Annotated in this window: 30 protein-coding genes and 2 pseudogenes; 27 read left to right on the plus strand and 5 right to left on the minus strand. The window is 44.4% G+C overall.

What is annotated here, in order from left to right; all coding sequences use genetic code 11:
* Position 1: 1 nt before the first annotated feature.
* The 10 genes from accD to AC58VC_RS18555 all read left to right on the plus strand — a co-directional run bounded on the left by accD (position 2) and on the right by AC58VC_RS18555 (position 7776).
* The gene (gene accD, locus AC58VC_RS18510) at positions 2 to 859 is read left to right on the plus strand and encodes an acetyl-CoA carboxylase, carboxyltransferase subunit beta (RefSeq protein WP_497370287.1); all 858 of its coding nucleotides are present in this window, start codon (positions 2 to 4) and stop codon (positions 857 to 859) included.
* Position 860: 1 nt separating this feature from the next.
* On the plus strand, positions 861 to 1874 hold the full coding sequence (gene accA / locus AC58VC_RS18515; protein ID WP_497370288.1) for an acetyl-CoA carboxylase carboxyl transferase subunit alpha: 1014 nt from the start codon (positions 861 to 863) through the stop codon (positions 1872 to 1874).
* A gap of 46 nt (positions 1875 to 1920) precedes the next feature.
* Positions 1921 to 2442: an acetyl-CoA carboxylase biotin carboxyl carrier protein gene (gene accB, locus AC58VC_RS18520; protein ID WP_497370289.1), complete on the plus strand. Its 522-nt coding sequence runs from the start codon at positions 1921 to 1923 to the stop codon at positions 2440 to 2442.
* Complete coding sequence (gene accC / locus AC58VC_RS18525) at positions 2439 to 3821, plus strand: acetyl-CoA carboxylase biotin carboxylase subunit (protein WP_497370290.1); 1383 nt, start codon at positions 2439 to 2441, stop codon at positions 3819 to 3821. The genes accB and accC overlap by 4 nt, the downstream gene beginning before the upstream one ends.
* Positions 3822 to 3823: 2 nt before the next feature.
* Entirely contained in the window at positions 3824 to 4624 is an 801-nt protein-coding gene (locus tag AC58VC_RS18530; protein WP_497370292.1) for a hypothetical protein, read from the plus strand.
* Between the two features lie 2 nt (positions 4625 to 4626).
* Entirely contained in the window at positions 4627 to 5595 is a 969-nt protein-coding gene (locus tag AC58VC_RS18535) for an MBL fold metallo-hydrolase (protein ID WP_497370294.1), read from the plus strand.
* Between the two features lie 99 nt (positions 5596 to 5694).
* Positions 5695 to 6030: a thioredoxin family protein gene (locus tag AC58VC_RS18540; protein WP_497370295.1), complete on the plus strand. Its 336-nt coding sequence runs from the start codon at positions 5695 to 5697 to the stop codon at positions 6028 to 6030.
* 168 nt (positions 6031 to 6198) lie between these two features.
* Entirely contained in the window at positions 6199 to 6594 is a 396-nt protein-coding gene (locus AC58VC_RS18545; protein WP_497370297.1) for a VOC family protein, read from the plus strand.
* A 30-nt stretch (positions 6595 to 6624) separates the two neighbouring features.
* Positions 6625 to 7140, plus strand: a complete 516-nt coding sequence (locus AC58VC_RS18550; protein WP_497370298.1) for a DinB family protein — start codon at positions 6625 to 6627, stop codon at positions 7138 to 7140.
* Between the two features lie 84 nt (positions 7141 to 7224).
* Positions 7225 to 7776, plus strand: coding sequence for an NADPH-dependent FMN reductase (locus AC58VC_RS18555; protein ID WP_497370299.1), 552 nt, complete (start codon positions 7225 to 7227; stop codon positions 7774 to 7776).
* A gap of 114 nt (positions 7777 to 7890) precedes the next feature.
* On the opposite strand, the gene AC58VC_RS18560 is transcribed toward AC58VC_RS18555, so the two are convergent.
* Positions 7891 to 8481, minus strand: coding sequence for a TetR/AcrR family transcriptional regulator (locus tag AC58VC_RS18560; protein WP_497370300.1), 591 nt, complete (start codon positions 8479 to 8481; stop codon positions 7891 to 7893).
* Between the two features lie 129 nt (positions 8482 to 8610).
* Here AC58VC_RS18560 and AC58VC_RS18565 point away from each other — a divergent pair, with 129 nt between their 5' ends.
* The 6 genes from AC58VC_RS18565 to AC58VC_RS18590 all read left to right on the plus strand — a co-directional run bounded on the left by AC58VC_RS18565 (position 8611) and on the right by AC58VC_RS18590 (position 13940).
* Positions 8611 to 9378 carry a DsbA family oxidoreductase gene (locus AC58VC_RS18565; RefSeq protein ID WP_497370301.1) on the plus strand — a complete coding sequence of 256 codons (768 nt, stop codon included), beginning with the start codon at positions 8611 to 8613 and terminating at the stop codon, positions 9376 to 9378.
* Positions 9379 to 9459: 81 nt separating this feature from the next.
* Positions 9460 to 10581 (plus strand): NADH-dependent flavin oxidoreductase, encoded by a 1122-nt coding sequence (locus AC58VC_RS18570; RefSeq protein WP_497370302.1) that lies wholly within the window; start codon positions 9460 to 9462, stop codon positions 10579 to 10581.
* Positions 10582 to 10791: 210 nt separating this feature from the next.
* Positions 10792 to 11412 carry an NAD(P)H-binding protein gene (locus AC58VC_RS18575; RefSeq protein ID WP_497370304.1) on the plus strand — a complete coding sequence of 207 codons (621 nt, stop codon included), beginning with the start codon at positions 10792 to 10794 and terminating at the stop codon, positions 11410 to 11412.
* A gap of 26 nt (positions 11413 to 11438) precedes the next feature.
* Positions 11439 to 11963: a hypothetical protein gene (locus AC58VC_RS18580; protein ID WP_497370305.1), complete on the plus strand. Its 525-nt coding sequence runs from the start codon at positions 11439 to 11441 to the stop codon at positions 11961 to 11963.
* 359 nt (positions 11964 to 12322) lie between these two features.
* Positions 12323 to 13126, plus strand: coding sequence for a class I SAM-dependent methyltransferase (locus tag AC58VC_RS18585; RefSeq protein ID WP_497370306.1), 804 nt, complete (start codon positions 12323 to 12325; stop codon positions 13124 to 13126).
* 178 nt (positions 13127 to 13304) lie between these two features.
* Positions 13305 to 13940 carry an FMN-dependent NADH-azoreductase gene (locus AC58VC_RS18590; RefSeq protein ID WP_497370307.1) on the plus strand — a complete coding sequence of 212 codons (636 nt, stop codon included), beginning with the start codon at positions 13305 to 13307 and terminating at the stop codon, positions 13938 to 13940.
* An 81-nt stretch (positions 13941 to 14021) separates the two neighbouring features.
* Here AC58VC_RS18590 and AC58VC_RS18595 read toward each other — a convergent pair whose 3' ends face one another.
* A complete protein-coding gene (locus AC58VC_RS18595) occupies positions 14022 to 14591 on the minus strand; it encodes a CGNR zinc finger domain-containing protein (protein ID WP_497370308.1) in 570 nt (189 codons plus the stop codon).
* A gap of 366 nt (positions 14592 to 14957) precedes the next feature.
* Here AC58VC_RS18595 and AC58VC_RS18600 point away from each other — a divergent pair, with 366 nt between their 5' ends.
* From AC58VC_RS18600 to msrA (AC58VC_RS18635), 8 genes and pseudogenes are all read left to right on the plus strand, one after another.
* On the plus strand, positions 14958 to 16154 hold the full coding sequence (locus tag AC58VC_RS18600) for an epoxide hydrolase family protein (protein WP_497370309.1): 1197 nt from the start codon (positions 14958 to 14960) through the stop codon (positions 16152 to 16154).
* Between the two features lie 11 nt (positions 16155 to 16165).
* Entirely contained in the window at positions 16166 to 16333 is a 168-nt protein-coding gene (locus AC58VC_RS18605) for a hypothetical protein (protein WP_497370310.1), read from the plus strand.
* A 207-nt stretch (positions 16334 to 16540) separates the two neighbouring features.
* Positions 16541 to 17758, plus strand: a complete 1218-nt coding sequence (locus tag AC58VC_RS18610) for a sensor histidine kinase (protein ID WP_497370311.1) — start codon at positions 16541 to 16543, stop codon at positions 17756 to 17758.
* Positions 17755 to 18417: a response regulator transcription factor gene (locus AC58VC_RS18615; RefSeq protein WP_497370312.1), complete on the plus strand. Its 663-nt coding sequence runs from the start codon at positions 17755 to 17757 to the stop codon at positions 18415 to 18417. Before AC58VC_RS18610 ends, AC58VC_RS18615 begins: the two co-directional genes overlap by 4 nt.
* 208 nt (positions 18418 to 18625) lie before the next feature.
* Entirely contained in the window at positions 18626 to 18976 is a 351-nt protein-coding gene (locus tag AC58VC_RS18620) for a hypothetical protein (protein ID WP_497370313.1), read from the plus strand.
* A 244-nt stretch (positions 18977 to 19220) separates the two neighbouring features.
* Positions 19221 to 19850: a peptide-methionine (S)-S-oxide reductase MsrA gene (gene msrA / locus AC58VC_RS18625; RefSeq protein ID WP_497370314.1), complete on the plus strand. Its 630-nt coding sequence runs from the start codon at positions 19221 to 19223 to the stop codon at positions 19848 to 19850.
* 21 nt (positions 19851 to 19871) lie between these two features.
* Positions 19872 to 20285, plus strand: a pseudogene (locus tag AC58VC_RS18630) (DinB family protein); the annotation flags it as partial.
* Positions 20286 to 20309: 24 nt separating this feature from the next.
* Positions 20310 to 21323 (plus strand): annotated as a pseudogene (gene msrA, locus AC58VC_RS18635) (peptide-methionine (S)-S-oxide reductase MsrA).
* Between the two features lie 79 nt (positions 21324 to 21402).
* Here msrA (AC58VC_RS18635) and AC58VC_RS18640 read toward each other — a convergent pair.
* Positions 21403 to 21948, minus strand: coding sequence for a dihydrofolate reductase family protein (locus tag AC58VC_RS18640; RefSeq protein ID WP_497370315.1), 546 nt, complete (start codon positions 21946 to 21948; stop codon positions 21403 to 21405).
* Positions 21945 to 22844: an alpha/beta fold hydrolase gene (locus AC58VC_RS18645; RefSeq protein ID WP_497370316.1), complete on the minus strand. Its 900-nt coding sequence runs from the start codon at positions 22842 to 22844 to the stop codon at positions 21945 to 21947. The genes AC58VC_RS18640 and AC58VC_RS18645 overlap by 4 nt, the downstream gene beginning before the upstream one ends.
* Positions 22845 to 23109: 265 nt before the next feature.
* Between AC58VC_RS18645 and AC58VC_RS18650 the strand changes: the two genes are divergently transcribed.
* A complete protein-coding gene (locus AC58VC_RS18650) occupies positions 23110 to 23445 on the plus strand; it encodes a winged helix-turn-helix transcriptional regulator (RefSeq protein ID WP_497370318.1) in 336 nt (111 codons plus the stop codon).
* Here the strand turns inward: AC58VC_RS18650 and AC58VC_RS18655 are convergent.
* Entirely contained in the window at positions 23442 to 23774 is a 333-nt protein-coding gene (locus tag AC58VC_RS18655; protein ID WP_497370319.1) for a winged helix-turn-helix transcriptional regulator, read from the minus strand. The two genes, AC58VC_RS18650 and AC58VC_RS18655, sit on opposite strands and share 4 nt — an antisense overlap.
* A 231-nt stretch (positions 23775 to 24005) precedes the next feature.
* Between AC58VC_RS18655 and AC58VC_RS18660 the strand changes: the two genes are divergently transcribed.
* The gene (locus tag AC58VC_RS18660) at positions 24006 to 24449 is read left to right on the plus strand and encodes a DUF2269 family protein (RefSeq protein ID WP_497370321.1); all 444 of its coding nucleotides are present in this window, start codon (positions 24006 to 24008) and stop codon (positions 24447 to 24449) included.
* A 275-nt stretch (positions 24450 to 24724) separates the two neighbouring features.
* Positions 24725 to 25609, plus strand: coding sequence for an ABC transporter permease (locus AC58VC_RS18665; protein ID WP_497370322.1), 885 nt, complete (start codon positions 24725 to 24727; stop codon positions 25607 to 25609).
* Positions 25610 to 25623: the final 14 nt, after the last annotated feature.

Genomic DNA, 25623 nt, shown 5'->3' on the forward strand with positions numbered 1-25623 from the left:
CATGTTATTTCAAAGGAAAAAATCGTATGCCACTATTACCTCGGCATCAGACAGAACTCCGCCAGAAATCCCCGACGGATTATTAAGCAAATGCCCGCAATGCACAGCCATTCAATACTTTAAGGAATTAGACAAAAACGCTAAAGTGTGCTCGAAATGCGATCACCACTTCAAACTGAGTGTGCAAGAGCGTATTAAAGAAACATTCGATAAGGACAGCTTTAAGGAATTTGAAACGGACATGATATCTATGGATCCACTCGAATTTCCCGGGTATCCGGACAAATTAGCGCTACAGAAGGAAAAGTCGGGTCTTAAAGAAGCCGTTGTTACGGGAGAAGGCAAGATTAACGGGATCCCTCTTATCGGCGTGATTATGAGCTTTGACTTCTTCGCAGGTACGATGGGCTCGGTTGTAGGCGAAAAGGTGACGAGGGCGATCGAGTCAGCGATGGTTCAGAAGTTACCGCTGCTTATTTTCTCCACCTCTGGCGGAGCTCGCATGCAGGAAAGTATCCTTTGTCTGATGCAGATGGCCAAAACCAGTGGAGCGATCGCTAAGTTTCAGGAGCAGGGTGGATTGTACATATCCGTTATAACCAATCCGACTTACGGTGGCGTATCCGCAAGTTTTGCCATGCTAGGCGATATTATCTTGGCTGAGCCTGGCGCTGCATTCGGATTCGCCGGAAGGATCGTTATCGAACAGACGATTAAACAAAAGCTGCCGGATAACTTCCAAAAGTCGGAATTTCATTTAGATCATGGACAACTGGATCGGGTTGTTCACCGGAAAGAATTGAGAGCATCGCTTGCTCAACTACTGGAGCTTCATCCATCCCATAAGGAGGTTGTATAGTATGCGCAATGATCTGCCTTTTGAACAAACGCTTACGGAGCTTCGCGGTAAAATCGAGGATTTACGATTGTTTTCCACGGATAAGAAAATGGATTTTCAACATGAAATCTCGATCCTTGAAGAGCGTTTCGACACGTTGAAAGATGAAATCTACAATAATTTGACAGCGGCTCAGAAGATGCAGATCGCCCGTCATCCGGGGCGTCCCACCACTCTTGATTATATACGGCACATGTTTACAGATTTTTTCGAAATGCAAGGGGACCGATTGTTTGGAGATGATCAGGCTATTGTGGGCGGTATTGCCAAATTAAACGGTGTTCCTGTGACCGTTATTGGTCATCAAAAGGGAAGAAACACGAAAGAGAATCTAATTCGAAACTTCGGAATGCCTCATCCGGAAGGCTTCCGTAAGGCACTACGTCTTATGCATCAAGCGAACCGGTTTAATCGGCCCCTTATTACTTTTATCGATACGCCCGGTGCTTTCCCAGGTGAAGCAGCCGAGGAAAGGGGGCAATCCGAAGCGATTGCCCGTAATCTATACGAGATGTCTAAGCTTGACATCCCCGTGATCTGTATTGTCATTGGAGAGGGAGGCAGCGGCGGGGCGTTGGCTCTAGGTGTAGGGAACAGGGTCATGATGCTGGAGCATGCGATTTATTCTGTTGCTTCGCCGAATGCGGCAGCGGCCATTTTGTGGAAAGATGCGTCCAAAGCGGAACAAGCTGCAGGAGCAATGAAAATTACAGCTCAAGATTTACAGGAGCTTGGAATCATAGATGACATTATCCCCGAACCGTCTCCTACGAGTATAGAAGTACAGGCGGCTCTAATGAAAAATGCCGTCCTTCGACATCTGCGCGTACTGCAATTAATGGACAAAAAACAATTGCGTGAAGACCGCTATAAGAAGTTCCGTAAAATGGGAACATTCACTTTCGATGCCAGTGAACCCAAAATTCAAAAGAAGAGCAGCAAAATAACGCATACCGAGATTTTAATCAACGTGTAATCCCTGTGAATGACATAAGGATACGCCCGATGAAGGAGAATGCAGCATGCTGAGTTTTAAAGAAATTAGCGAATTGATTAAGACAGTCGATGCTAGTTCCATCGAGGAACTGGAGCTGGAAAATGAAGGCTTGCGATTAATGATCAAACAAAATAAGACAAGATCCGGTGCTACGGCACAAACGGATTACCGTCCCGTTTCTCCAACTATTCTGATCGATCAACCGACTCAGCCGTCTTCGCAGAAGCAGATACCTTCTGCTATACAAACGGGCATTTCCGTTGAAACGGTTAGTCCTGCACACCCCCTTCCAGAAGCGAAAGCGGAACTCAAACCGATTGTATCACCCATGGTTGGAACCTTCTATCACGCTCCTTCTCCTGACAAACCCGCATTCGTGAAAATAGGCGATCAGGTGAAAGAGAGGACGGTCGTTTGCATCTTAGAAGCCATGAAGCTGATGAATGAAATCGAAGCGGAATGTGCAGGAGAAATTGTGCAGATTCTGGTGGAGAACGGTCAACTTGTGGAATATGGGCAGCCGATGTTTCTGGTGAAGCCGCTATGAACGATGTTGGGCAGTTCCGAAAGGTAGTTATCGCCAATCGCGGGGAAATCGCCGTACGGATTATCCGAGCTTGCAAAGAGCTCGGTATTCAAACGGTGGCTGTCTATTCAGAGGCGGATCGCGACGCGCTGTATGTACAATTGGCTGATGAAGCCTATTGTATCGGTCCGTTCGCTTCGAAGGACAGCTATCTTCGCTTCGACAACTTGATCAGTGTGGCGATGTTAACAGGAGCAGACGCTATCCATCCAGGTTATGGCTTCCTGGCGGAGAACGCTGATTTCGCTGAGTTGTGTTCGAGCGTCAATATCAAGTTTATTGGACCTTCCGCATCTGCCATTGCCAGGATGGGGGATAAGTCTTCAGCCAAGCAGACGATGAAAGAGGCGCAAGTCCCTATTATACCGGGGTCGGACGGCATCGTTGATTCCACGGATGAAGCGATCCGGATCGCACGGGACATCGGCTATCCCGTCATTATTAAAGCGACCGCAGGTGGTGGAGGTAAGGGGATTCGTGTCGTCCACGACGAAGAGGAACTGATCCGCCAGGTAACGGCTGCCAAGCAGGAAGCTCAGATGGCTTTCGGCAATGCGGGTGTGTATCTGGAGAAATTTTTGACCGGCATGAAACATGTAGAGATTCAAATTATTGCAGACCATCACGGCAACGTGGTGCATTTGGGTGAAAGAGATTGCTCCATTCAGCGCAGACGGCAGAAGCTTATAGAAGAATCCCCGTGCCCAACATTGACTTCGGAAATGCGGAGACAGATGGGCGAGGCGGCGGTACGTGCTTCCAAATCGGTCGACTATGTAGGCGCAGGGACATTGGAATTTCTGCTTAGTGAGGACGGCAGCTTTTATTTCATGGAGATGAATACGAGGATTCAAGTGGAGCATCCCGTGACCGAAATGGTTACCGGTGTCGATATCGTGCAAGAAATGATTCGTGTAGCGGAAGGAAATCGGCTCTCATTTCGCCAGGAAGATGTCGAGATTCGAGGCTGCGCTATCGAGTGCAGGATTAATGCAGAAGACCCAGCACGGACTTTCATGCCATCACCGGGTAGAATTCAGTTTTATTTGCCGCCTGGTGGCTTTGGTGTTCGTGTCGACAGCGCTGTGTATGTTGATTACACCATTCCTCCGCACTATGATTCCATGATTGCGAAATTGATTGTGTGGGGCAAAAACCGGAATGACGCGATCGCAAGGATGCAACGCGCGCTTGGTGAATTTTTTATTGAAGGCGTACGCACGACGATTCCATTTCATCAGAGTCTTCTGCAGCATCCGGTGTTTGTTGGCGGGAACTTTGATATCAAGTTTTTGGAAGAATACGATGTGAATCCACCGAATGATGCGCCGGTACCGTAGATATGGAAGTATACGGGTTGTATGGCAAAAGTGGAACTGGAAAGAGCTATAAATCCAGCGAGATTATTGCTCTCTATCAGATTGATGCTGTGGTAGATGACGGCATTCTAATCATGGACAAACAACGTGTAGCAGGGAAATCCGCAAAAAGCGAAAGCACCGCGTATGCGGCTACGAAAACAGCGATTTTTTTCACAGACGCCCACCGCTTGCAAGTACATAACTATATTATGAGGTCCGGGATCAAGAAGATATTGGTGATTGGTACTTCCAAGAAAATGGTGGAGAAGATTGTGCAGCGTCTGGATTTGCCGAATGCCATTGTATGGTTGTCTATTGAGTCCTTCCAAACGGAGGAAGAGCTCAAGTTCGCCGGAGAACGCCGACGTATCGGCTATCATGTGATTCCAATTGTTCCTGATGAAGTCGAGAAAACGTATATCGGTTGGTTCAGTAAGCAAATCATTCATTTTGGCAAGCAAAGAGAAGAAGTTATTCTAGTGAAGCCTGCGTTCTCGAGAGATAAAATAACCATTTATCCGCAATGTATACGGGATATCGTCTCGTACTCGGCAGATTCAAGGCTGCAGATTCATTCCGTTCAAGTAGATAGAAATAAAATATTCATTAAGCTGTCCTTGCAGCGAGGGTGCACGATCGAATCTCTTCAAAATTGGAAGGAACATGTCACAGCAGTCTTGCGCTATTGCTTGAATATCTCGTATGAGGTTAATATGGAGTGGATATCCATTCATAAAGAAAAAATAAACAAGCCTGAACGTGCTAGAAGGAGATTGAATTAGCTTTGATAATAACGGAAGCAGGGTGTTCTGTGTATCCGATTGTGGTTCCGACTCCACGCAGTTTGCGCACCTTTAACTTTTATTTATTACAGGAAGCAGGTTCGCTCACTTTGATTGATGCAGGGGTCAACACAGAAGAATGCTGGAGGGCATTTGTGTCAACGATGGCCGTAAACAGATTTGCCATTCAAGATTTAGATCGGATTATCGTCACACATAGTCATCAAGATCATATCGGTATTATCAATCGAATAACTTTCAATCATGATATTCCAATCTACGCTCATTATGAATCGCTCCACAGGCTTAAGAGAAACAGTGATTATTTGAAGTTAAGGATCCGCTTTTTTCGAGAATTCTATCAATCCATGGGTTGTGGCGACTTAGGTTTACAGCACGTGAAGAAATTAAAAGAAGCTGTATCCACGAATGAGCATAGAGTTGTCGGAGATATTGTGCCGTTAAATGATGGAGATGTCGTCGCGGGTATGCAAGTCATAGAAACTTTGGGACATTCTCCTGATCACATTGCACTTGGTGTTCTGCAACGGAAATGGCTTTTTGTTGGAGACCTGATAATCGGTCATATCTCCAGCAGCGCATTCATTGAACCTGATCAGACGGGACGGCGATTGCCGTCTTTCATCCAACATGTGGCTTCGCTCCAGAAGTGCCTGCAACTTGACATGGTAACGGCATTTGCCGGGCATGGTGAACCAATTTATCCGTATAAGGAGCTTATTTCGAAGAGATTACAGCAGATTTATCGAAGGGTGAACAGGATTTGGCAGTTGATCGCTAGCGGAATCTCGATGCCTAGCGAGCTTGGCGTTGCTTTATATAAAGATTTGTACGTAAGCGAATTTCCTTTCGTGATGTCGGAGATTATCGGTTGTCTGGATTATCTGGAAATGCACAATAAAGTTGGTAAAAAGCAGATTGGTCATGTATGGCACTATTACGTTTTATAAGGTATTATTGCGGTATTTCGACCACTTTTTTTCAGGATGAGTAATAAAAGGCGATGCAAGAGAGAATCTTAAATGCATCGAACATGAGGAGGTCACAAGGTGGGTGGCATTTCATTAGTAAAAGAAACTTTCAAGGGGCAGATCAATCATGGGATCACGCTCGTTAACTTTCATAAGTCTGGGGTCGGGCCATCTCAAGAACAACTCCTCATTACAGAGAAGCTAGCTCAGGAAGTCAGACACCAAGCTACCGTTGCTAATGTTGATATCGATCAGGAAAAAGAGCTTGCGACGGAGTACGGTGTATCGAGCGTGCCAACTTTGATGCTTTTTAAAGATGGTTATCAAGTGGAAACATTAATTGGGCAACAAAGTAAAGAAGCTTTGCTGCAGACGATTGATCGATATGCAACCATGGGAGATTCATGCGTGTGATTCTTCGCCGTAGATGAGTCCTAAATTCATAATATAGTCTACATATTTTATGTAGGCTTTATTTGTTTTTTCGGAGAGATCAGCCTCCGTAATAGCATTGACAATGGAACAAGCAATTCGTATGATCCAAATAGGATTGTAAATAAATGCAAATGAGGTCGAACGCGGATGGAGACAACGGATTTGGCGAACAAAATTACCGAAATCACTTTGTTTGTGGAAGATTTGCATCGCTCGAAGATATTCTACCAGGAGACGTTCAAACTTGCGATCCTATATGAAGATGATAACTGCGCGGTTTTCGATTATGGCAATACATGCATCAATTTGCTACATCAATCGAATGCCCGTGAATTGATTGAGCCGGCGCAGGTTGGTCGCCGTGGAGATGGTGCGCGGGTTCAATTCACGATCCAAGTGCCAGATGTTGACCTGATAGCCGATGAGCTAAAATTGCGGGGCGTTAAGTTCTTGAATGGACCTATAACGCGCTCCTGGGGGCGGCGGACGGCTTGTTTTGCCGATCCGGACGGGCATTTGTGGGAGTTTGCGCAAGTACTGTAATGAATTAGGGATTAGAGGGAGAGGATCTGGGTGTTGAATGATTCTTCGACTGTTATCGAGCAATACATGCGGAGTTTGGACGGATATTCAATAGAGCAACTGCGGTCTAAATACCAAGAAAATATATGGTCAGTCGGGCAAATGTATATCCACGTAATCGAAGTGGCGAAAGAGTATATCGGGCATATTGAAACATGCACCATGGCAACGGAGGAAATGCCTGAAGGCAAGACGGAAGATGGAACTAAGGCGCTTGCCGAAAAAGAGTGGCCCAATATTCGTGTGAAACTTGAGCAATTGCCTAATGAGACAAGAAACCCCGAGAGCAAAGATGAAATCATAGCTGGCCTGGAGCAGGTGCTAGTGAAGTTGGCCAATCTGGCGGGTTGCGTAGATGAGGCGAATCCGGCTTACAAGGTGCGCCATGGCTGGTTTGGTTGTCTCAACGCGCGTGAGTGGTTTGAGATGGTTGGTATGCACAGCAGGCACCATTTGCGCCAGAAGGCGAGGCTGGACGAGAAATTGGCGGAGGCTGGCATAAGATAGCCGGACTTGCCAAAGCATTTATTGACTATGACATTAGCGTTACCGTCTATACTTGTAGTATGAATTGGAAAAGACGGTGAGCGAATGGAGCAACGAAGTCTGGTAGTGCTAGGTATATCAGGAAGTCTTCGCAAGGAATCAACTAATTCAAGGCTGCTTGCATTCCTTGCAGGGATCATGCCCACAGGTGTGGAGTTTCGATTGTACGATGGGATGGCGAGTTTACCGCATTTCAATCCAGACTTAGACAGTGACGATAGGGAAGTGGATGAAGCGGTATACGAATGGAGGGAGAAGCTGCGGTCAGCCGATGCGATCATCCTCTGCACGCCGGAATATGCGCGCGGAGTGCCAGGCTCACTCAAGAACGCGCTCGACTGGATCGTCTCTTCTGCCGAGTTCATGAATAAGCCAACAGCAGTTATCAGTGCATCCCCTCATGAGGATGGTGGGAAAACAGCACTAGCATCGTTAATACTGACACTCAAAATGATGAGCGCAGTGATACCGGGTGAAGCAACACTCGTCGTTCCGATTGCCCCTAAGAAGCTCGGTCCTGATGGGAGTGTGGTGGACATGAATACCGTGTCATCGCTACGCAACCTGATTCGGGCATTGATGCAGGCTGTGAACTAGCACAAACCGACAGGAAAATGATCTCATTCCTAAAAGACTCGATCCATAGGCCTTAGATCCCCGTCAATCGGGGATTTTTTTGTTTTATTTAAACCTAGATTCCCCGCGGCAGCATCAGCTGCCATTCGAATCTGGAAGTGCACTGACGAGGGAATAATTTCGTTCAAAGATTCCCCACAATTGTTGTGCCATCATTTCCGGAGGAAGAGGCATGTTATTTTTTATCCACCATTCAACAACTCCGACAAAAGCAGATGCCATATATTGAACGGCAACCTCATTGTTCTCCCCTTGCTTGATTTCTCCGGCTTTCAATCGCTCGTTAATGCCGTTTTTGACCATGAAAATCAGCTGTTCCTGAAAACAAGTTATCCCTTTATTCGTTAGCATGGAAGAGTAAAAAGAAAAGTGCTCCTCCAAATATTGAAACAAGGGAAGCGGAGAATGAATAACATCCAATCTAGCTTCGCCGGCTTTTGATATCGTGCAATAATTTAACATGTTACTCAAATGATCTTTTATACATTTATCGAGCAAATCGTATTTGTCCGTATAGTGGAGATAAAGAGTCCCGCGGTTCAGATTGGCTTTTTCCGAGATGTCGTTGATCGTAATGTTTTCAAAACTTTTCTCGGACATTAACGCAATTAGGGCATTACTGATCGCTTCCCTAGTTTTCAATATTCTTCTATCTACTTTAGCCATCGTGTGCGGACACCGTCCTTTTTTTACAATGATAATAAACAGACCTGAATGATGTGTTGATTAGTTAACAAAATCGAATTTATTAGCGATTGAGATCTAGCCGGGACGCTTTATAATGATAATCAATAGATGTCAATTAATCAACTGTTGTTGACTATCTATGACAAATCAGAGGAAGAGGCGAGAGTCATGAAAATAGAAGTCTGGTCAGATGTCATGTGTCCGCTCTGCTATATCGGAAAAACAAATTTGGAAACAGCACTCGAACAATTCGAGCATAAAGATCAAGTAGAAATCGTGTATAGGCCATTTCAGTTATTCCCTAATGCTCCTAGTAATACCGGCAAAGATTATTATGCCTGGACGGCAGAAATTCATGGTGGTGGAATGTCCATCGACTACGTAAAGGAAGGAAACAAATCGGTGATCAAGATGGCGAAAGAGATCGGCCTCGATTATAATCTCGACACATTAATTCCAGCCAATACGTCTGACGCACTTCGCGTGGCTGTTTACGCCCAAGAACAAGGCAAAGCAGGAGAGTGGCTGGCACGGGTTTATAAAGCTTATCTTACCGAGTCATTGGATATCGGCGATCACGAAACGCTGGCTAAGCTGGCCGACGAAAGCGGCCTTCATGCAACAGATGTGCTTGATATGCTATCAAGTGATAAATACAAAGATACAGTAAAAAAAGAACGACAATATGGGTCCAAGCTTGGGGTTACTGGTACGCCGTTCTATATCTTTAATGACAAGTACGCCGTATCAGGGGTAAGATCTAGCAACGAGTTTTTAGACTTGCTTGAGCAAGTATGGAGAGAAGAACATCCTTTACAAATGATCGGCGATTCCGAGAGCGGTGTTTGCGGGGCGGACGGTGTTTGCAAGATTTAAACTTGAAATGTGGAATAAGGTCACTTGAAAGCAGAATCTAGGCCGATTAGAACTCATTTAACTACAAGGAGATAATACGATATGAATCCTAACTATAAAGCCATAATTGAATCCTTCACTCTCCCTTCGGGCATACAGCTTAAGAATCGAGTATTCATGGCGCCGATGACAAATTCTTCTTCTCTTCAGGACGGAAGCGTTTCGGAGGAAGAACTAGCTTATTATAGAGAGCGATCAGGCGGTGTCGGTGCTGTTATTACCGCGAGTAGCCATGTTTCGCCGGAGGGGATAGCTTTTAGTAACGAAATTGGTGCGGATGACGACTCATTAATTCCTGGATTGAAAAGGCTATCGCGTACGATTCAAGATCAGGGAGCAAAAGCGATTTTACAAATTTACGATGCGGGGAGAATGTCTTCGCCTGAGTTAATAGATGGCAAACAGCCTGTCAGTGCCAGTAGCATAGCGTCGGAACGTCCGGGTTCGGTTGTTCCAAGAGAAATGACGGCGGAAGAAATCCATAATAAGATTCTAGCCTTTGGTGAAGCAACTCGCAGAGCGATTGAAGCAGGTTTTGACGGTATCGAGATTCAGGGAGCTAACACGTATTTGATTCAACAATTCTTCTCCCCTCACTCTAATCGCAGATCCGATCGGTGGGGAGGGACAATTGAGAAAAGAATGGCATTTCCTCTTGCCGTAATCGAAAGCGTGAAACAGTCAGTTGCTAAGCATGCGAAGGCGCCCTTCATTATCGGATACAGATTATCGCCTGAAGAGAAGGAAACGCCAGGCATATCCATGGAAGACACACTTCAATTGGTTGATGTTTTGGCGGAACAGCAGCTCGACTACATTCATGTCTCTGTAAGAGGTTTTTGGGATGGATCGATACGAGATGAGACGGACATGAAATCACGCGTTCTACTCATTCAAGAGAGGGTAGGCCATCGTATACCTGTAATAGGGGTTGGAGGATTATCCTTACCGGAAGATGTCAAGCAAGCGCTAGACACTGGTGTACCTTTAATTGCTTTAGCGCATGCTATCATTATGGAACCAAAATGGGTTGAAAAATTGTTAAATGATCAAGAAAACGAGATCAGAACGACCCTGCCAAGAACGGCTCAAGAAGAATTGGTGCTTCCGGATCCTTTGTGGAATATGCTTATAAGCGTTCCTGGTTGGTTCCCAGTGGTTTAAAGGTTCTGAATAATAGGATGTAAAGGGAGACGCGGCGTCTCCCTTTTTTTATTGCGTTCATGCGCAGAAACTGCTCACTTAAGAAAGTGAAGATGAAATATCGGGAGTAAAATTTAATTATAGGGATTAACTCACTTGTGGTCCAATAAAGCAAAAGTTTATTTTAAAAGTAGAGCTTACAATGAACAAATAAGAGAGGAAGATCGGTTGATGAAGATTATTGTTACAGGAGCGACAGGTCAGTTAGGAAATCTCGTTATACAACATTTGCTTAAAAAAGTAACAGCAGATCAAATTATCGCGGTTGCTCGTAACCTCGAAAAAGCCGCTGCTCTCGCCGCTCTTGGCATCGAAATTCGTCAGGCAGATTATAATATCCCAGAATCTCTACAAGGGGCTTTTAGATTTGGAACAAAGTTGCTGTTCATCTCAAGTTCAGAGACGGATGATACACTGCGCGTCGTTCAACATGCCAATGTCGTAAAAGCAGCCCACGATCAAAATATGCAACATATCGTCTATACAAGCTTCGCTTTTGCTGAGGATAATCCATATGCTCGTGTTCATCTGACCACCGAGAATGCGATTCACACGACCCGGATTCCGCACACCTTTTTGCGTAACGGAGGTTATACAGAGTTTTTTATCAACTCGTCGCTTAAAACCTATATAATGAATGGTACAATTATCACAAATACCAATAATAGGAAAGTGAATTCGGTTTATCATACAATTTCAGAAGGAAAAATGGAGCGAACGACCGATGATTTACAAAGGTTGATTGGGTTCCAGACACCGATTAAGGAACTTGTCCGAAAAGCTTTGCAGTAGCGTAACCAGTTCAAACGGAGGGGAAATTGAAAATATTCAGCTCCATTCTAATCCTTATTATAATTTGCTTAAGTATTTCAGGATGTAAAAGTAAGACAGTAGAAGAAGCCTTCTATAAAAATCATAAAAAGGGCCGAGAAATCGTATATCAAGGCTCTGTTCTGGAAAGGCCCTTCATTCTATACAAAGCTCCTTTTGATAATGGAAATGTTGGTATTGGTGTGGCTGTTTTTGATGGCAATGATCGTAAAGGTTGGAGTCTTAGCAGTAGTAATTCCCTGTATGATGGAAATAAATTTTTAGTAGATACAACAGGAATCAACTTTAAAGATAATGTTAGAAGATACTTAATTTACGGTTATATAGATGATCCCGATATTAGCAAGATAGAAATGATAGATAAATACAATCATGTGATAGATGGAACTATAATTCAAACGAACTGGAAGAGGGTATTTTACGGATTAGTTGAAATGAATGAATTAAGATTGACAGCGTTTGACAAGAACAATAGGATTATCACTGAAATTCCGTATAATCGATCAAAATAGCAGAGGTGAGATCATGTTTCTATGGAGGAAATTTACAATCTGGCTCTCAATTCTCAGCATTCTCATATGCTTAAACCATTACTGGGGAAATGATGATAAAAACATACTTCTCATTGGATTAAATCCAGTATTGAATAACATGGTTTATAAGGAGCCATTTCAGCACTGGTTGTTTTATGAGAGTGCAAATTATTATCGTGCCTATCTGGTGCATTTTTTTTCATTCCTTTTGATCGGTATTGTCATTGATATTGCTATTAAATTACTTAGACGCAAAAAAAGTAGGTAAGCTCAGGACAAAATGCCAGAGATAAACATGTGTCGGTCATCGATTTCGCCATTAGGAGGGATTAATCGACTTGCAGAATGACTATAAAAGATTACGCAAGTCATTTGAACAAGCCGCGAGCCTTTATCAGCAGGCGCGCCCAGAGTACCCAGAGGAATTATTCGATGATTTCATTCGTGCGACAAATTTGCATCCAGATGATCGTTTGTTGGAAGTGGGGTGTGCGACAGGAAAGGCTACGATCCCGCTAGCCAAGCGGGGATTTAGAATAACATGCATAGAACTTGGCGCTGAGCTCGCAGCAGTAGCCCGGCAAAACCTTGCTGGAACAGACGTTAACATCCTCACAGGAAGTTTCGAAGACTGGCAACCCGAAGCGGAGCCAAAGTTTGATGTGGTATTTGCTGCAACCGCATGGAAATGGGTCGATCCCGCAGTTCGATATACCAAAGCATGGCAAGTCCTACGTCCTGGTGGACACTTGGTATTTTGGAACGCAGATCACGTTTTTCCAGAAGATGAGGATCCGTTCTTTCGAGATATTCAAGCCGTTTACTATGAGATCGGTGACGGGAAGTCGGTGGGTGATAACGATTGGCCGCGGCCGGGGGAACTGGAGGATCAAAGAGACGAAATTGAGACAAGTGGACTGTTCGAGGTGGTTCACGTTCGACACTTCGACTGGGAGCGTATCTATCCTGTTGAGGAGTACATTCATCTGCTGGAAACTTTCTCTGGGCACATACTTATGGAGGAATGGAAGCGCGACAAGCTTTTTAATGAAATCCGAGTTCGCCTTCAAAGGCGTCCAGAAAAGTCGGTCCGCCGCCACTGGGGGGCCGTTCTCCATGTTGCCCGTCGAAAGCCGTCTTAGCATCCAAAATGGAAAAAGCGTAAGGGACGTTCCAGTCCTTTACGCTTTTTGGCGTTATACGCGGCCCACCCGGACCATCGGTTCCCGGTTATGGTCAAGTGATTGATGTCACACATTGTATCTGTTAATTGTCTTATTAGTGTTAAAAAAATGAAACAACAAAAGGAGATTTAATAAAATGGCAAAAGTATTATATATTACAGCGCACCCTGATCACCAGAACTCTTATAGTTTATCTGTCGGAAATGAATTTATAGAAGCGTATAGAGAAGCTAATCCCAACGATGAAGTCCTGCATCTTGATCTGTTCCAAATGAATATCCCCCAAATTGATACGGATGTTTGTAACGGATGGGGAAAATTAAGTTCTGGCACTGATTTTAACCAGTTGAACAAAGAAGAAAAAGAGAAATTAAATCGTATGGGCGAATTGGTGGATCAATTTGTTGATGCTGATAAATATGTGTTTGTTAATCCAATGTGGAATTTCTCGTTCCCACCGGTTATGAAAGCATACATTGATTCGATATGTGTTGCTGGAAAAACTTTTAAATACACGAGCGAAGGTCCTATTGGGTTACTTGGAGATAAAAAGGCTGTGCATATTCAAGCAAGTGGCAACTATTATGCCGAAAGTGGGCCGTTTGCAGATTATGAAATCGGTCATCGTCACTTGAAAAAGATTATGGAATTTTTTGCTGTTCCATCATTTGAAGGCATCTTTATTGAAGGTGTCGCTGCAAAACCCGATCAAGCACCAGCGATTAAAGAGAAAGCTATTCAACAAGCTCGTGAGTTAGCTCATAAGTTCTAATAACAAGGTCTATCATTCAAATATGTGACAAAAGCCACTCCTTAAGAGTTCCTTAAGAGTGGCTTTTTGTTATGGCGGATATCAGGTTTCAGAAGCGGTTACACCGGGTTTGGCGGCTTTTTGACGTGCGCGGAACCGCCGGACTTTCATTAGATTACCACAAGCTTTATCGTCGCAGAAGCGTTTGGAACGGTTTCGGGTTTCGTCATAATAGACTGCCAGGCAATCTGGATTTTCGCAAATACGTAAGCGGGAGGGTTCGCATTCCGTAAGTATGCGACCGAACGAAGCAGCTACCTCTGCTCCTATACGGGACCAGCCTGCTCGTAAAGGAATGGATTCCAGGCGGAAATCCGCATCCGATTCCGCAATACGCAGAAACATCGGTCCACCCGACAGTGCCCGATTCAGTCCCTCGAGATCAGCAGGGTCCGCTGACTCATGCACCGTCAGCTTTTGGACAATACGAAGCATGTGTCCTCTCAACCATCTCAGATCATCTAATTCTTTCGCAGATGGAGTGCCAGGATAGGGAAGGTTGTGGATAGTCAGCCATTGTTCCAACCATCCAGGCTTGTTTAGTCGGTCTTCCGAATGACCACTGCCTCTCCAGTCATGATAGTCGCTTTTCATAAAATCATCCCATAACATCGCGCCGCAACTCCCTTGTTTTCATGTGGAATGTCTTTATTGTAACACCCAAATCACTCCTAAGCTAGTGTCATGATGAGAAGTGGCTTCCGTTGTCATGTGCATATGAGAATAGTTATGTTCATTCTGCTGCTGAATTATGTGAAAACCAAGTAATACGAAGTTCAATCATTATTGTAACCATTAAAATAATTTTAGAAAGTTACTTGCGTTGTTTATGAGTTCGTGTTATATTACAACCCGTAACCAATAAATAAATATTAGATGGTTACAATTACGGAGGGGTCGTTTGATCCGAGTGGAAAGCTTGCGTCCTTTTCTATAATAAGTTCCAAAAATACAATACGAATCAAAGGAGATTTAAAAATGACACAAACAAGTATCGACAAGAACGCTATTCGTCCATTTCATGTAAGCATCCCTGAAGAAGAAATTACCGAGCTGCGTAGACGTATTAACACAACTAGATGGCCTGAGAAGGAAACGGTCTTGAACCAAGAACAAGGCGTGCAACTGGAGACGATTCAGGAACTTGCTCGTTACTGGGCGAACGACTATGACTGGCGCAAAATCGAGTCGAGAATTAACGCTTATCCGCATTTCATTACCGAGCTAGACGGTCTGGACATTCATTTCATTCATGTTCGTTCGAAGCATGAGAACGCGATGCCGATCCTCATTGCGCACGGCTGGCCGGGTTCGATTTTTGAGCAGATGAAGCTTATTGAACCATTGACCAATCCTACAGCATTTGGTGGAAGTGCAGCGGATGCTTTCCATGTTGTCATTCCATCGATGCCTGGTTACGGATTCTCAGGCAAGCCGACCACAACTGGCTGGGATCCTAAACGTATCGCAAGTGCTTATGGAGAGCTTATGACGCGCCTTGGATATACGAAGTATGTGGCGCATGGCGGCGACTGGGGTGCGATTGTCGTTGACTTTATGGGCGTTCAGGAACCTAAAGGGTTGATCGGCCTGCACACCAACATGGCTGGCGTAATTCCACCTGACGTTGACGCGGCGATCTGGTCTGGCAACCCGCTGCCGTCCGGTCTCTCAGACGAAGAGAAGAAGGCATGCGCGCAAGTTGGCGAGAATAAATTCGCTTATGCGGCTATGATGGGAACTCGTCCTCAGACGTTAACTGGACTGGTAGATTCGCCTATCGGTTTGGCAGCCTTTATGCTTGACCACGACTGGAAGAGCCTTGCCTTGATCTCGAGATCATTTGCAGGAGTCCAAGAAGGTTTGACGCGCGACGACGTTCTCGACAACATCTCGCTGTTCTGGTTTACGAATTCTGGTGTTTCCGCGTCTCGTATCTACTGGGAGAATGGTAAAGCCGGCATTTCCTTCTTCGGAGTCAAAGGCGTAAAACTTCCTGTTGCTGTAAGTGTCTATCCAGATGAGCTTTATGAAGCACCGAAGAGTTGGGCAGAGAAAGCTTACCCAAATCTTATCCACTACAACAAACTTCCTAAAGGCGGACATTTCGCAGCTTGGGAGCAGCCAGAGTTCGTGACTTCAGAACTTCGCACGGCATTCAAGTCGCTTCGCTAAGGTGAAGGGGAATGTTACCAGCAGAAATAGAGCTAATGGAAACACGTTTGACTCAATTAATTCAAAAATACCCAGGCATTACACCGGAAATGGAGGCTATGTTCTATATAGCCTACACACGGGGATTTAGTGATGCATGGTGGAATAACGGCAATAAACAGCATAGAGAAATACAATAATCAAATTAACATATATCCTACACAAACTATGACTCGCAGCCTATTGCTGTGGGTCTCTTTGGTGTTTCAGAAAATAATGCGCGTCATTTTATTTTATCCCTTCATAAATAGGACATCATGATCTGGTTAAGACTATGGTAGATAGGGGAGATTACTCCAAATTAGTCATAACCAACATGGAGTCGTGTGATGAGGGAGTTATAGAGGATGCCGAAAGTAATGGATATCGTATGGAGAAATCCTGTTTCGTTGAGATGGCTTTTTGGGCTGAAGCTCATTTATGATTTCGTCCTGATCGGGATGTTCTATTTTGAAAATTCGATTGCGATCTTTTGGAGATTAAGTTTTGTTGTGATATCCTTGATGGTCTTTCTTTTCGTTAATCTATTTTACTCCAGCATGAAAAAGCATTGGCTATTATACCTCCTAATCATCGATTTCTTGTTATCAGCTTCTTACGGATATATCTATATCGACGGAAAAATCCCCAATCATCTATTTAATGGCATTACGGCTTTAGCTATTTTCATGTTTGTAAAAAATACGCGTGCACTCATTATTACGGGTGTATCTTTATTAGTGATCTATTTAATTACAATGTGCAGCATTGATTGGTATTTGTATCATCGGCTGGATAAAACAAGCTATTTTATTTCCTCTTCGTTCATTGTGTTCGCATGCATAGTGAGCTTTTTGATTCATTTTCATCAAAAGGCAAGTAGGGAGACCATGCAACTGTATGCCCAACTGATGAAATCTCATGAGCGGTTGCAAGAGTATTTACTTCAGGCCGAGGAGTTGGCGGCCGCGAGGGAACGAATACGAATTTCAAGAGATATTCATGATACGGTTTGTCATAAGCTGACGGCATTGATGGTTCAGATGCAAGCGGCTCGCAAATTAAGTAAGCTGGATGCTTTACGTAGTGAGCACACCTACTTGGAGTGTGAGGATTTAATTAGATCTGCCTTGCAAGAGGTGCGTATGGCCGTAAGAGCTGTTCGAGACGAGGCTATCACATCTACGGCTTTAAATGACAATCTTGCCAGTTTAGCAGAAGAATTCACGAAATTTGCCCAAGTTCATACGGTTCTTGAAGTCGAAGGTACACCCGTTGCCCTTCCGGGAGGTCTTCAATTAACAGCTTATCGAATTGTCCAAGAGTCCCTTACCAATGCTCAAAAACATGGACATGCGGCCCATGTTGTCATTTTGTTGGCTTTTGCAGAAGACGGATTTTCACTAAGCATACGTAATGATGGAGAGCGACCTGCCAGACTAAAGCTGGGGTTTGGTTTGAAGAGTTTGCAAGAAAGGGCGAAGGAGTGGAAAGGAGAAGTACATTTTAGGATGGATCAGAAGACAGGTTTTACTGTTGAAGTTATGTTTCCCTATTCGCAAACGGAAATGGAGGAACAAAATTGAAAGTTCTGGTTGTCGACGATCAGCGGTTGATGAGAGAGGGTCTTGCAACCATCATTGGTTTGGAGCCGGGTATGGAAGTGGTGGGAACCGCCGAGGACGGGAGAGATGCCTATGCCAAAGTAATCGAATGGCAACCGGACGTCGTGTTGATGGATATTCAAATGCCTGGAATGGATGGCGTGGAAGGAACAGAATTGATCCTCAAGCACTTTCCCGAGACGAAGATATTGATTCTGACCACTTTCGATGACGCGGAACTCATTATGAAAGTATTGGAGAAAGGTGTTCATGGATATTTATTGAAGGATATGCCATCAGAGGCGATCATCTGTGCCATTCAGTCGGTATACAATGGTGGAACGGTACTTCAATACGATATTACGGCGATGCTGCTGAAAGAATTAAAAAAAGTGTCGGATAGGAACCCGGGTCAGACACACCCATTAAGTCAAACAGAGCCTGATGAGCTGAGACTATTGACTGAACGAGAGAAAGATGTACTCGCATTATTGGGGCGGGGACTTAACAATAAAGAAATTGCGGGCTTGCTGTATGTAACAGAGGGTACTGTGAAAAATCACGTTTCCAATTTAATAGCGAAGTTGGCGCTGCGCGACAGGACACAAGCAGCTCTATTTGCGGTACGTCATCTTGTATAAATAATAGGCATGACTTTTGGCATGGTAGCATGAAGTTTATCATGCTTTATGAGCAAATGTTTGGCCTATTTTATTATGGAGTCATGACTTTTCACAGGTTTGCTGACGTCCTATTTTTGTTATAATTTTTCGGACATAGAGAGCTAGAAATTCATTGATCTTGTAGAATCCCAGAATGAGTTGAGCTTATGAGAAAGGAAGAGAATTGATGAAAAAGGGCTGGTTCGAACTTGACAAGTACAAGCATGATGATTGCTATTGTTCTGATTGCTCCAATACATGGAAAATCCATATATATTCGTATGAAGCTGAAGACGATTCAACACCTGATGCAACCTTGACCTTGAATAGGATAAATGAAACGAGCGGCGGTTATTTTTTGATGGAATTTTCGATTACTTATGTAGGTCGTGCCATCCTATTTGATGAGGTAATTGCCATGGTCAAAAAACTAGATGAGATTTGTAACAATAATGATTCTCTTAGCTTGACTGATCATTTGGTGGTCTGCCGCGAGTTCTTTGATTGTGGGAAAAGGATACCAAAGTCAAGTGCCTGACTACTGTAGGTAAAATGCTGCATGCAAGTCGCTAAGTTAATGAAATGCGGTCCCTATGGGGCTGCATTTTTATTTCTGTATAGTGACTCTCCCCACTTGCTCGGTTCTTCCGTGTAACACTCAAAATAATTACTAGATAGTTACTTGCAACGCGTGCTGTTTCATGTTATATTTGTAACCTACAAATTTTATATAGATAGTTACATATTGAAAGGGGGAAGGGGAAATTGAGATAAAAAAAAGAGTGTTATATGTACTAACTATTCTGTTGTTAGTCTTACTTGTTTATTTGGTTTACTTGTCGTTTCACAAAAAAGAAATAGCGAATGCTCACGAGCTACTCAGGACAGATAGTGATCATGTGAGCACTGGATTTGAAATCGCTATGTTTGCTGGCGGTTGTTTCTGGCATATGGAAGAGGCTTTCGAAAAACTAAGTGGTGTCTTGAGTGTCGAAAGTGGGTATACAGGAGGAGATAAAGTGAATCCTACCTATGAAGAAGTTGGGTCTGGAACTACAGGACATCTCGAATCGGTAGAGATTCGTTATAACCCGAATCAGATTACGTATGATAACCTCCTTCAAATTTTTTGGCAAAACGTTGACCCTACGGATGCAGACGGTCAATTCGGTGATCGCGGCAGTCAGTACCAATCAGCCGTATTTTTTATGAATACAGAACAGAAAGAGTTGGCAGAAGCATCTAGAGATTCATTAGTAGCATCAAACAAGTTCGTGAATCCGATTGTAACTAAAATTTCAGCTGCTGCAACGTTTTATATAGCTGAAGTTGAACATCAAGATTATTTTCTAAAAAACCCATTCCTATATAAGATAAGCGAGTTCCGCTCGGGTCGAGAAGATCGGGAATAAATATACGGGAGGCATCATACTATGAGAGCTGAATTCATATTCCGCATATTTGACAAACACATTAATCAGTTGATTCGTGTATGCAAGCAATGTCCACCGGAAAAACGCAGAGTCATTCCAGAAGGATTTAAAAACAATATTCATTGGCACCTGGGGCATGTGCTCGTGATCACTGAGTTCGATGTGCTCAGCCTTGCGGAGCAACCTAGTATTCTTCCAGAAAGCTATAAAAGCTTTTTCGCTTACGGTTCGAAACCTGCTGATTGGAAAGAAGAACCACCCGAGTGGGATCTTATGATCTCCAAGCTGAAAGAACTCCGCACTTATATTCACGAGACATTGAAAGATAGACTGGACGAGCCTGTGAAAGAGAACTCCCTGCATGCTCAAACGATCGGCGAGCTCATTTATTTGACATCGATGCATATGTTCTATCACCAAGGCATCGTGTACGGCATAATGAAATCACTGGAAACGAAAGTGATCGAGCCTCAAGCTATACCTTCCGATACGGCCATCTTTGCTGGCGGCTGCTTTTGGCACATGGAAGAGACTTTCCAGCAGCTTGAAGGTGTTTCGAATGTATACACCGGCTATACGGGCGGGCGCGATACAAATCCGACCTACCTGAAAGTTGTTTCTAAAACTACGGATCATCTCGAATCGGTTGAGGTTCACTTTAATCCGAATGAGATTACGTATGAGGAGCTGCTCCAAATTTTCTGGAGCAACATTGATCCTACAGACACTGGCGGTCATTATGAGGATCGCGGCAATGAACATCAATCTGCCATCTTCTATAGGAATAACGAACAAAAAGAACTGGCTGAAGCATCCCGCAATCAATTGCACGAGTCCAAACGGTTCGATAAACCAATTGTAACGAGAATTGCTGCTGCAACAACGTTTTACAAAGCCGAGGATGAACATCAGAATTTTTATGAGAAAACCCGCTCAGCCACAAAGTACAGAATGAGCGAGTTCAACTCGGGCCGCGGTTTTTATTTTGAATAAAACTTGGGGGCGTGATTGCAAATGAATAAAGATTTTAATAAAGAAGAAAAGTTGAATTCGCTGACAAAACTCCAGTATAACGTGACCCAGCATGGCGAGGACGAGAGGCCGTTTGCTAATGCATATTGGAATAACGAAGCTGAGGGCATTTACGTAGATATCGTCTCGGGCGAGCCGTTGTTTAGTTCGCAGGACAAATACGACGCGGGTACAGGCTGGCCTAGTTTTACAAAGCCGCTGGATGATAACAACGTTGTGCTTAAACGTAAAGGACTGCTGTTTGGGATGGAAGTCAGAAGCCGCAATGCGGACTCCTTCCTTGGCGACGTGTTCAAAGACGGCCCGCAACCAACGGGGATGCGATTCTGTATGAACTCTGCAGCTATGGAATTCATTCCGAAGGCGGATCTTGAAAAAAGAGGATATGGCGCTTACCTTGCGCTGTTTAGCGATAAATAGGGTTATAAACAAACCCGTATGGTGGCCTTGGTTCGGTATTCAACTGGACCAAGGCTATTTCATCATTTTGAATTTATAGTCATTTCTCAACCGATAAGCAAGGGCGATCGGATCGTTGTTGAGTAAGCGCATAGTGCAGTTGAACAACGCCGCTCCCAAGCGATTTGAAATTCAATAATTCAACTTCCTTGTATTGATATTCTTCCGTATTTATCAGCAGATTGAGCCCTTTACCTTCAAGTACCGGTGCGACATTGAAGATGAGCTCATCAACAAGCCCTTGACCCAGAAAAGCATTATGGAGATCCGCACCTCCCGAGACGAGGGCAGTTTGATAACCTTTATCCCGCAGGTAGCTTAGAGCTTCGTTCGGCGAGCCAACAACCGTTACACCGGGGATTTCTTTAACGCTCCCTGATACAACGACGATATCCATGCCGGCAAAAGTACCGCCGTTGCCGCTTGCCTGCATCCCCTCAAATGTACGTCTTCCGACAATGAAATTACCTGCTGCCTGAGCTTGTGCCGCAAAATCGCCGAGCGCTTCCTTTTTTGGGGGATGATTCGGACTCGATTGTGCGTAATTACCATTGCCTGTTAAAGTTGCCCATAAAATGGTTTTCATCCTAATGCCTCCTTTGGTTGTTTCGCGGTCCGTTCAAGGACTCTGCGGATGGATGCGGTCACCCGGTCTGGCCGATCTTCCTGCACATAGTGGGAGGCATCGACTAACGACTCGGTTTCATTCAATTTCAAATAACTTTGCCATTTCGCCATCTCTTCGGGAGGAAAGCCAGCGCTATCCTTCATTCCCCACAGAATTTGAGCTGGTAAGTTAGATAGAGTCGGTAGTTTCGCCTCAATCTTCTCAAGCCATGGACGTGCCTTACGAATCTGCCTCGGGAATACCCATGTCGGTTTCCGCGATTTTGGAGTTGGAAATGGATCGGTGTAGGCTTTTCTCAAGCTATCCGTGATTTTCTCGGTCTGATAGATCCCATGCGGGACAATTTTTCTAGCGAAAAAGTTTTGTCTGGTCTGCAGCCAATATCCCATAGGCCAACCGCCCATGGCAAACGAGAACAGTTTCATCGCAGGGAGCGTGGCTGGCCATGCCCAGGTATTCATAACGACAATTCCGCGCAAGTTCTCATGATGTTCTACAGCGTAGTTGAGCCCGATTGGACCTCCCCAATCCTGGACGACTAGTACGAAGTCTTTGAGTTCTAAGCGCCGGATGAATTCGGTGACTGCTTCCGAATGCTCCTGAGGTGTATAGCCGTAGTCGGAAGGAGCCCGTGACATGCCAAGTCCTGGATAATCGAGTGCAATCAACCGGCATTCGCTGCTCAAATCCTTGATGACATTTCGGTAAAGATACGACCAGGTAGGGTTTCCGTGCAGGAGAAGAATGACGGGACCTTGCCCTTCGTCAACGTAATGAATCATGCCATCGCGATAAGGCATCCAGTTGTCCTTGAATGGATATTCCGCTCTATCTACATCAAATGGTCTTTGCATATGTGCCTCCAATCAGCCTTTGTTCAGGGAAAGTTTAAGTAGTAGTGGGAAATTTATGTGAATATTCTGATTGTTAGAATGGTTTAAAACCCTGATCATATTGCTTAATCTCCCTGGTTGCGCGCACCACGCAGGGGTTGATATCGATATGAGGTAGCATGTTGTATTCCTACTCTTTCATTAGCGTACAGTACTGTGGTACATTTGAAAAGTAGTTACAATAAAGTGCAATAGTTTCATAAAATGAACTATGGAGGAAACGTCCATGTTGGATCGTTCTTGTATCGAAGCCATTGATCCTTTGCTCGAAATTTTGGATGGTAAATGGACTCTCCCACTTTTGTTGGAGTTGTTCGTTGGCACTAAGCGATTCGGAGAGTTGCGGCGCAGGCTGCACCCGATTAGCCCGAAAACATTAACAGATCGACTGAGGGTGCTAGAGGAAAAGGGGATTATTACTCGTACACTATACCCCGGTGTTCCCCTGCACGTAGAATATGAGTTAACGGAACGCGGGTGGAAACTGCAGCCTATTTTTGCGGCTATGTGGGAATGGGTTCAAGAAGATGATTTAAGTGCAAACAAAAAGAACCAGCTTTAAGAGGCTGGTTCTTTTTGTTTGCGTTGATTATGTTGTTCTCCCCAAGCACACATCACTTCTGCTACAGGGACCAATGTTCTGCCATATTCACTGAGTGAGTATTCTACTTTTGGGGGGACAGTAGGGTATACCGTTCTTAGAACAACGCCTTCTTGTTCCAAGTCTCGAAGATGTTGCGTGAGCATTTTCTGGGAGACATCAGGTATCAGCTTTTCCAGATCGTTATACCGCCTGGTTGATTCTACCAAATGCCATAAAATCGTCGGTTTCCATTTTCCACCTAAAACATGAATGACAGTCTCGATGGGACACTCGCGCTGATGAATCATTGTTAAATCACACCCTTACTTTTAAGTATGTGGCGTACTTTAAAGTGCGTTCTTAACAGAATAATAGTACCGATGTACAATAAAGTCAATTAAATTAACTGGAAAAAGGAGTCAAACAAATGAGCAAATCTTATTGGGGATTTAAGTCAGTATCGTTCTGGTTAGTGGGTGTTGTTACGCTGTTGATGTTGTTTCCAGAAGAAGGTCAAATCTAAAGTAAGGAGGCCATACATGTATATTTACCTAGTGTTTATCCATATCATTGCCGCCGTGACGGCTATGGCTGCAGTCATCTGCTATCCCTTGATTATGAGCAGTGCCAGGACAACAGGTCAAGCCAAGTTCGCGCTCGCACTGTTGGAGAAGACGGCGATCCTGCCGAAGCTCGGTGGCACAGTGCTGCTTCTTACAGGTCTTGCCCTTGGCTGCCTAGAAACCTCGTTGTTCAAAGAACTGTGGTATGTGCTCTCGATTGTCATCTTCCTCGTTATTCTGGTCATCTTTGCTGGACTAATACCAGCGGGCATTAAGCAGCAGCTTACTGTGCTGCAGCAGACGAAGGGTGATGATCTGCCCGAAGAGTACCGACAGAGTCGAAGACGATCAGCTTGGTTCGAAGTGGTCGCGAATCTTGCTGCATTCATTGTGATACTGCTAATGGTGTTTAAACCATAGTAAATGGCAAAGAAGAACAAGCGCTATCTTGACAGATAAGCGACTTGTTCTTTTTTTATTTCGAGGGAAAAGCCAGTAATGACGCGGAATTTCCATGAGAAAAAAAGTCCAATTGCGGCAAGAACGCTATTCTCGTAGGCTGTGAGTATCAAACCGAACACCAAGAGAAGCGAGAGGAGGTGTACAATAAAAGAATGAACAGTGAACTCAGTAGGCACGTACCATCCGAACTTGGGTCTCCTACAACCAAGCAGCGATCTAGGATCTGGGCTATTATGAAGCGCGATAAATTTCTGTATATGCTGGCGTTGCCGGGCATTCTGTTCATGATCTTGTTCAAGTATGTACCGATGTGGGGCATCATTATTGCTTTTCAGAATTATTCACCTTATAGAGGTGTGCTTGGAAGTGATTGGGTGGGGCTGGAGCACTTTATCCGTTTTTTTTCCAACCCTGATTTTATGATGTTATTCCGCAACACAATGGCGATCAATCTAATGAATTTGGTCTTCTACTTCCCGTTGCCGATCATTATCGCATTGCTGCTGAATGAGGTCATGAGCAAGCCCTTCAAGAAGTTGCTGCAATCTATCGTTTATTTGCCACACTTCTTGTCCTGGGTCATTATTGTGGGGATCACGATTCTGATGTTGACGCGCACCGATGGATCCATCAACAACCTGCTAGTGTATTTCGGGTTTGCCAAAATTGATTTTTTAACAAATCCGAAATTGTTCTGGATCTTACTTACTGTGCAATCGATCTGGAAAGAAGCGGGCTGGGGCACGATCATCTTCCTGGCAGCTATTGCTGGTCTAGATACGCAGTTGTACGAAGCAGCCAAGATGGACGGAGCTAAGCGTTTGCGGCAGATTTGGCACATCACGCTTCCTGGAATCCGTAGTGTGATTCTCATCTTACTCATTTTACGAATTGGAAATATTATGGATGTTGGTTTTGAACAAGTGTTCCTTATGGGGAATGGGGCGGTTTCGAATGTAGGCGAGGTCTTCGATACGTATGTGTATCGGCTCGGAATTCAACAGGGACAGTTCAGCTTCAGTACGGCTGTCGGGCTTTTCAAGTCTGTAGTAGGGCTGGTGCTGGTTGTCATCGCCAACAAGCTCGCCAAACGGTTTGGTGAAGAAGGCGTGTATTAAGGAAGGAGGATGAA

The organism is Paenibacillus sp. J22R67 (assembly GCF_059692175.1).

Coding starts and splice junctions, on each gene's coding strand:
- accB (WP_497370289.1), top strand. CDS start 1,921: ATGCTGAGTTTTAAAGAAATTAGCGAATTGATTAAGACAGTCGATGCT.
- AC58VC_RS18600 (WP_497370309.1), top strand. CDS start 14,958: ATGACACAAACAAGTATCGACAAGAACGCTATTCGTCCATTTCATGTA.
- AC58VC_RS18665 (WP_497370322.1), top strand. CDS start 24,725: ATGAAGCGCGATAAATTTCTGTATATGCTGGCGTTGCCGGGCATTCTG.
- AC58VC_RS18575 (WP_497370304.1), top strand. CDS start 10,792: ATGAAGATTATTGTTACAGGAGCGACAGGTCAGTTAGGAAATCTCGTT.
- accA (WP_497370288.1), top strand. CDS start 861: ATGCGCAATGATCTGCCTTTTGAACAAACGCTTACGGAGCTTCGCGGT.
- accD (WP_497370287.1), top strand. CDS start 2: ATGTTATTTCAAAGGAAAAAATCGTATGCCACTATTACCTCGGCATCA.
- AC58VC_RS18595 (WP_497370308.1), bottom strand. CDS start 14,591: ATGTTATGGGATGATTTTATGAAAAGCGACTATCATGACTGGAGAGGC.
- AC58VC_RS18590 (WP_497370307.1), top strand. CDS start 13,305: ATGGCAAAAGTATTATATATTACAGCGCACCCTGATCACCAGAACTCT.
- AC58VC_RS18560 (WP_497370300.1), bottom strand. CDS start 8,481: ATGGCTAAAGTAGATAGAAGAATATTGAAAACTAGGGAAGCGATCAGT.
- AC58VC_RS18605 (WP_497370310.1), top strand. CDS start 16,166: ATGTTACCAGCAGAAATAGAGCTAATGGAAACACGTTTGACTCAATTA.
- AC58VC_RS18655 (WP_497370319.1), bottom strand. CDS start 23,774: ATGATTCATCAGCGCGAGTGTCCCATCGAGACTGTCATTCATGTTTTA.
- AC58VC_RS18640 (WP_497370315.1), bottom strand. CDS start 21,948: ATGAAAACCATTTTATGGGCAACTTTAACAGGCAATGGTAATTACGCA.
- AC58VC_RS18650 (WP_497370318.1), top strand. CDS start 23,110: ATGTTGGATCGTTCTTGTATCGAAGCCATTGATCCTTTGCTCGAAATT.
- AC58VC_RS18570 (WP_497370302.1), top strand. CDS start 9,460: ATGAATCCTAACTATAAAGCCATAATTGAATCCTTCACTCTCCCTTCG.
- AC58VC_RS18645 (WP_497370316.1), bottom strand. CDS start 22,844: ATGCAAAGACCATTTGATGTAGATAGAGCGGAATATCCATTCAAGGAC.
- accC (WP_497370290.1), top strand. CDS start 2,439: ATGAACGATGTTGGGCAGTTCCGAAAGGTAGTTATCGCCAATCGCGGG.
- AC58VC_RS18545 (WP_497370297.1), top strand. CDS start 6,199: ATGGAGACAACGGATTTGGCGAACAAAATTACCGAAATCACTTTGTTT.
- AC58VC_RS18555 (WP_497370299.1), top strand. CDS start 7,225: ATGGAGCAACGAAGTCTGGTAGTGCTAGGTATATCAGGAAGTCTTCGC.
- AC58VC_RS18660 (WP_497370321.1), top strand. CDS start 24,006: ATGTATATTTACCTAGTGTTTATCCATATCATTGCCGCCGTGACGGCT.
- AC58VC_RS18565 (WP_497370301.1), top strand. CDS start 8,611: ATGTCAATTAATCAACTGTTGTTGACTATCTATGACAAATCAGAGGAA.
- AC58VC_RS18530 (WP_497370292.1), top strand. CDS start 3,824: ATGGAAGTATACGGGTTGTATGGCAAAAGTGGAACTGGAAAGAGCTAT.
- AC58VC_RS18620 (WP_497370313.1), top strand. CDS start 18,626: ATGAAAAAGGGCTGGTTCGAACTTGACAAGTACAAGCATGATGATTGC.
- AC58VC_RS18610 (WP_497370311.1), top strand. CDS start 16,541: ATGCCGAAAGTAATGGATATCGTATGGAGAAATCCTGTTTCGTTGAGA.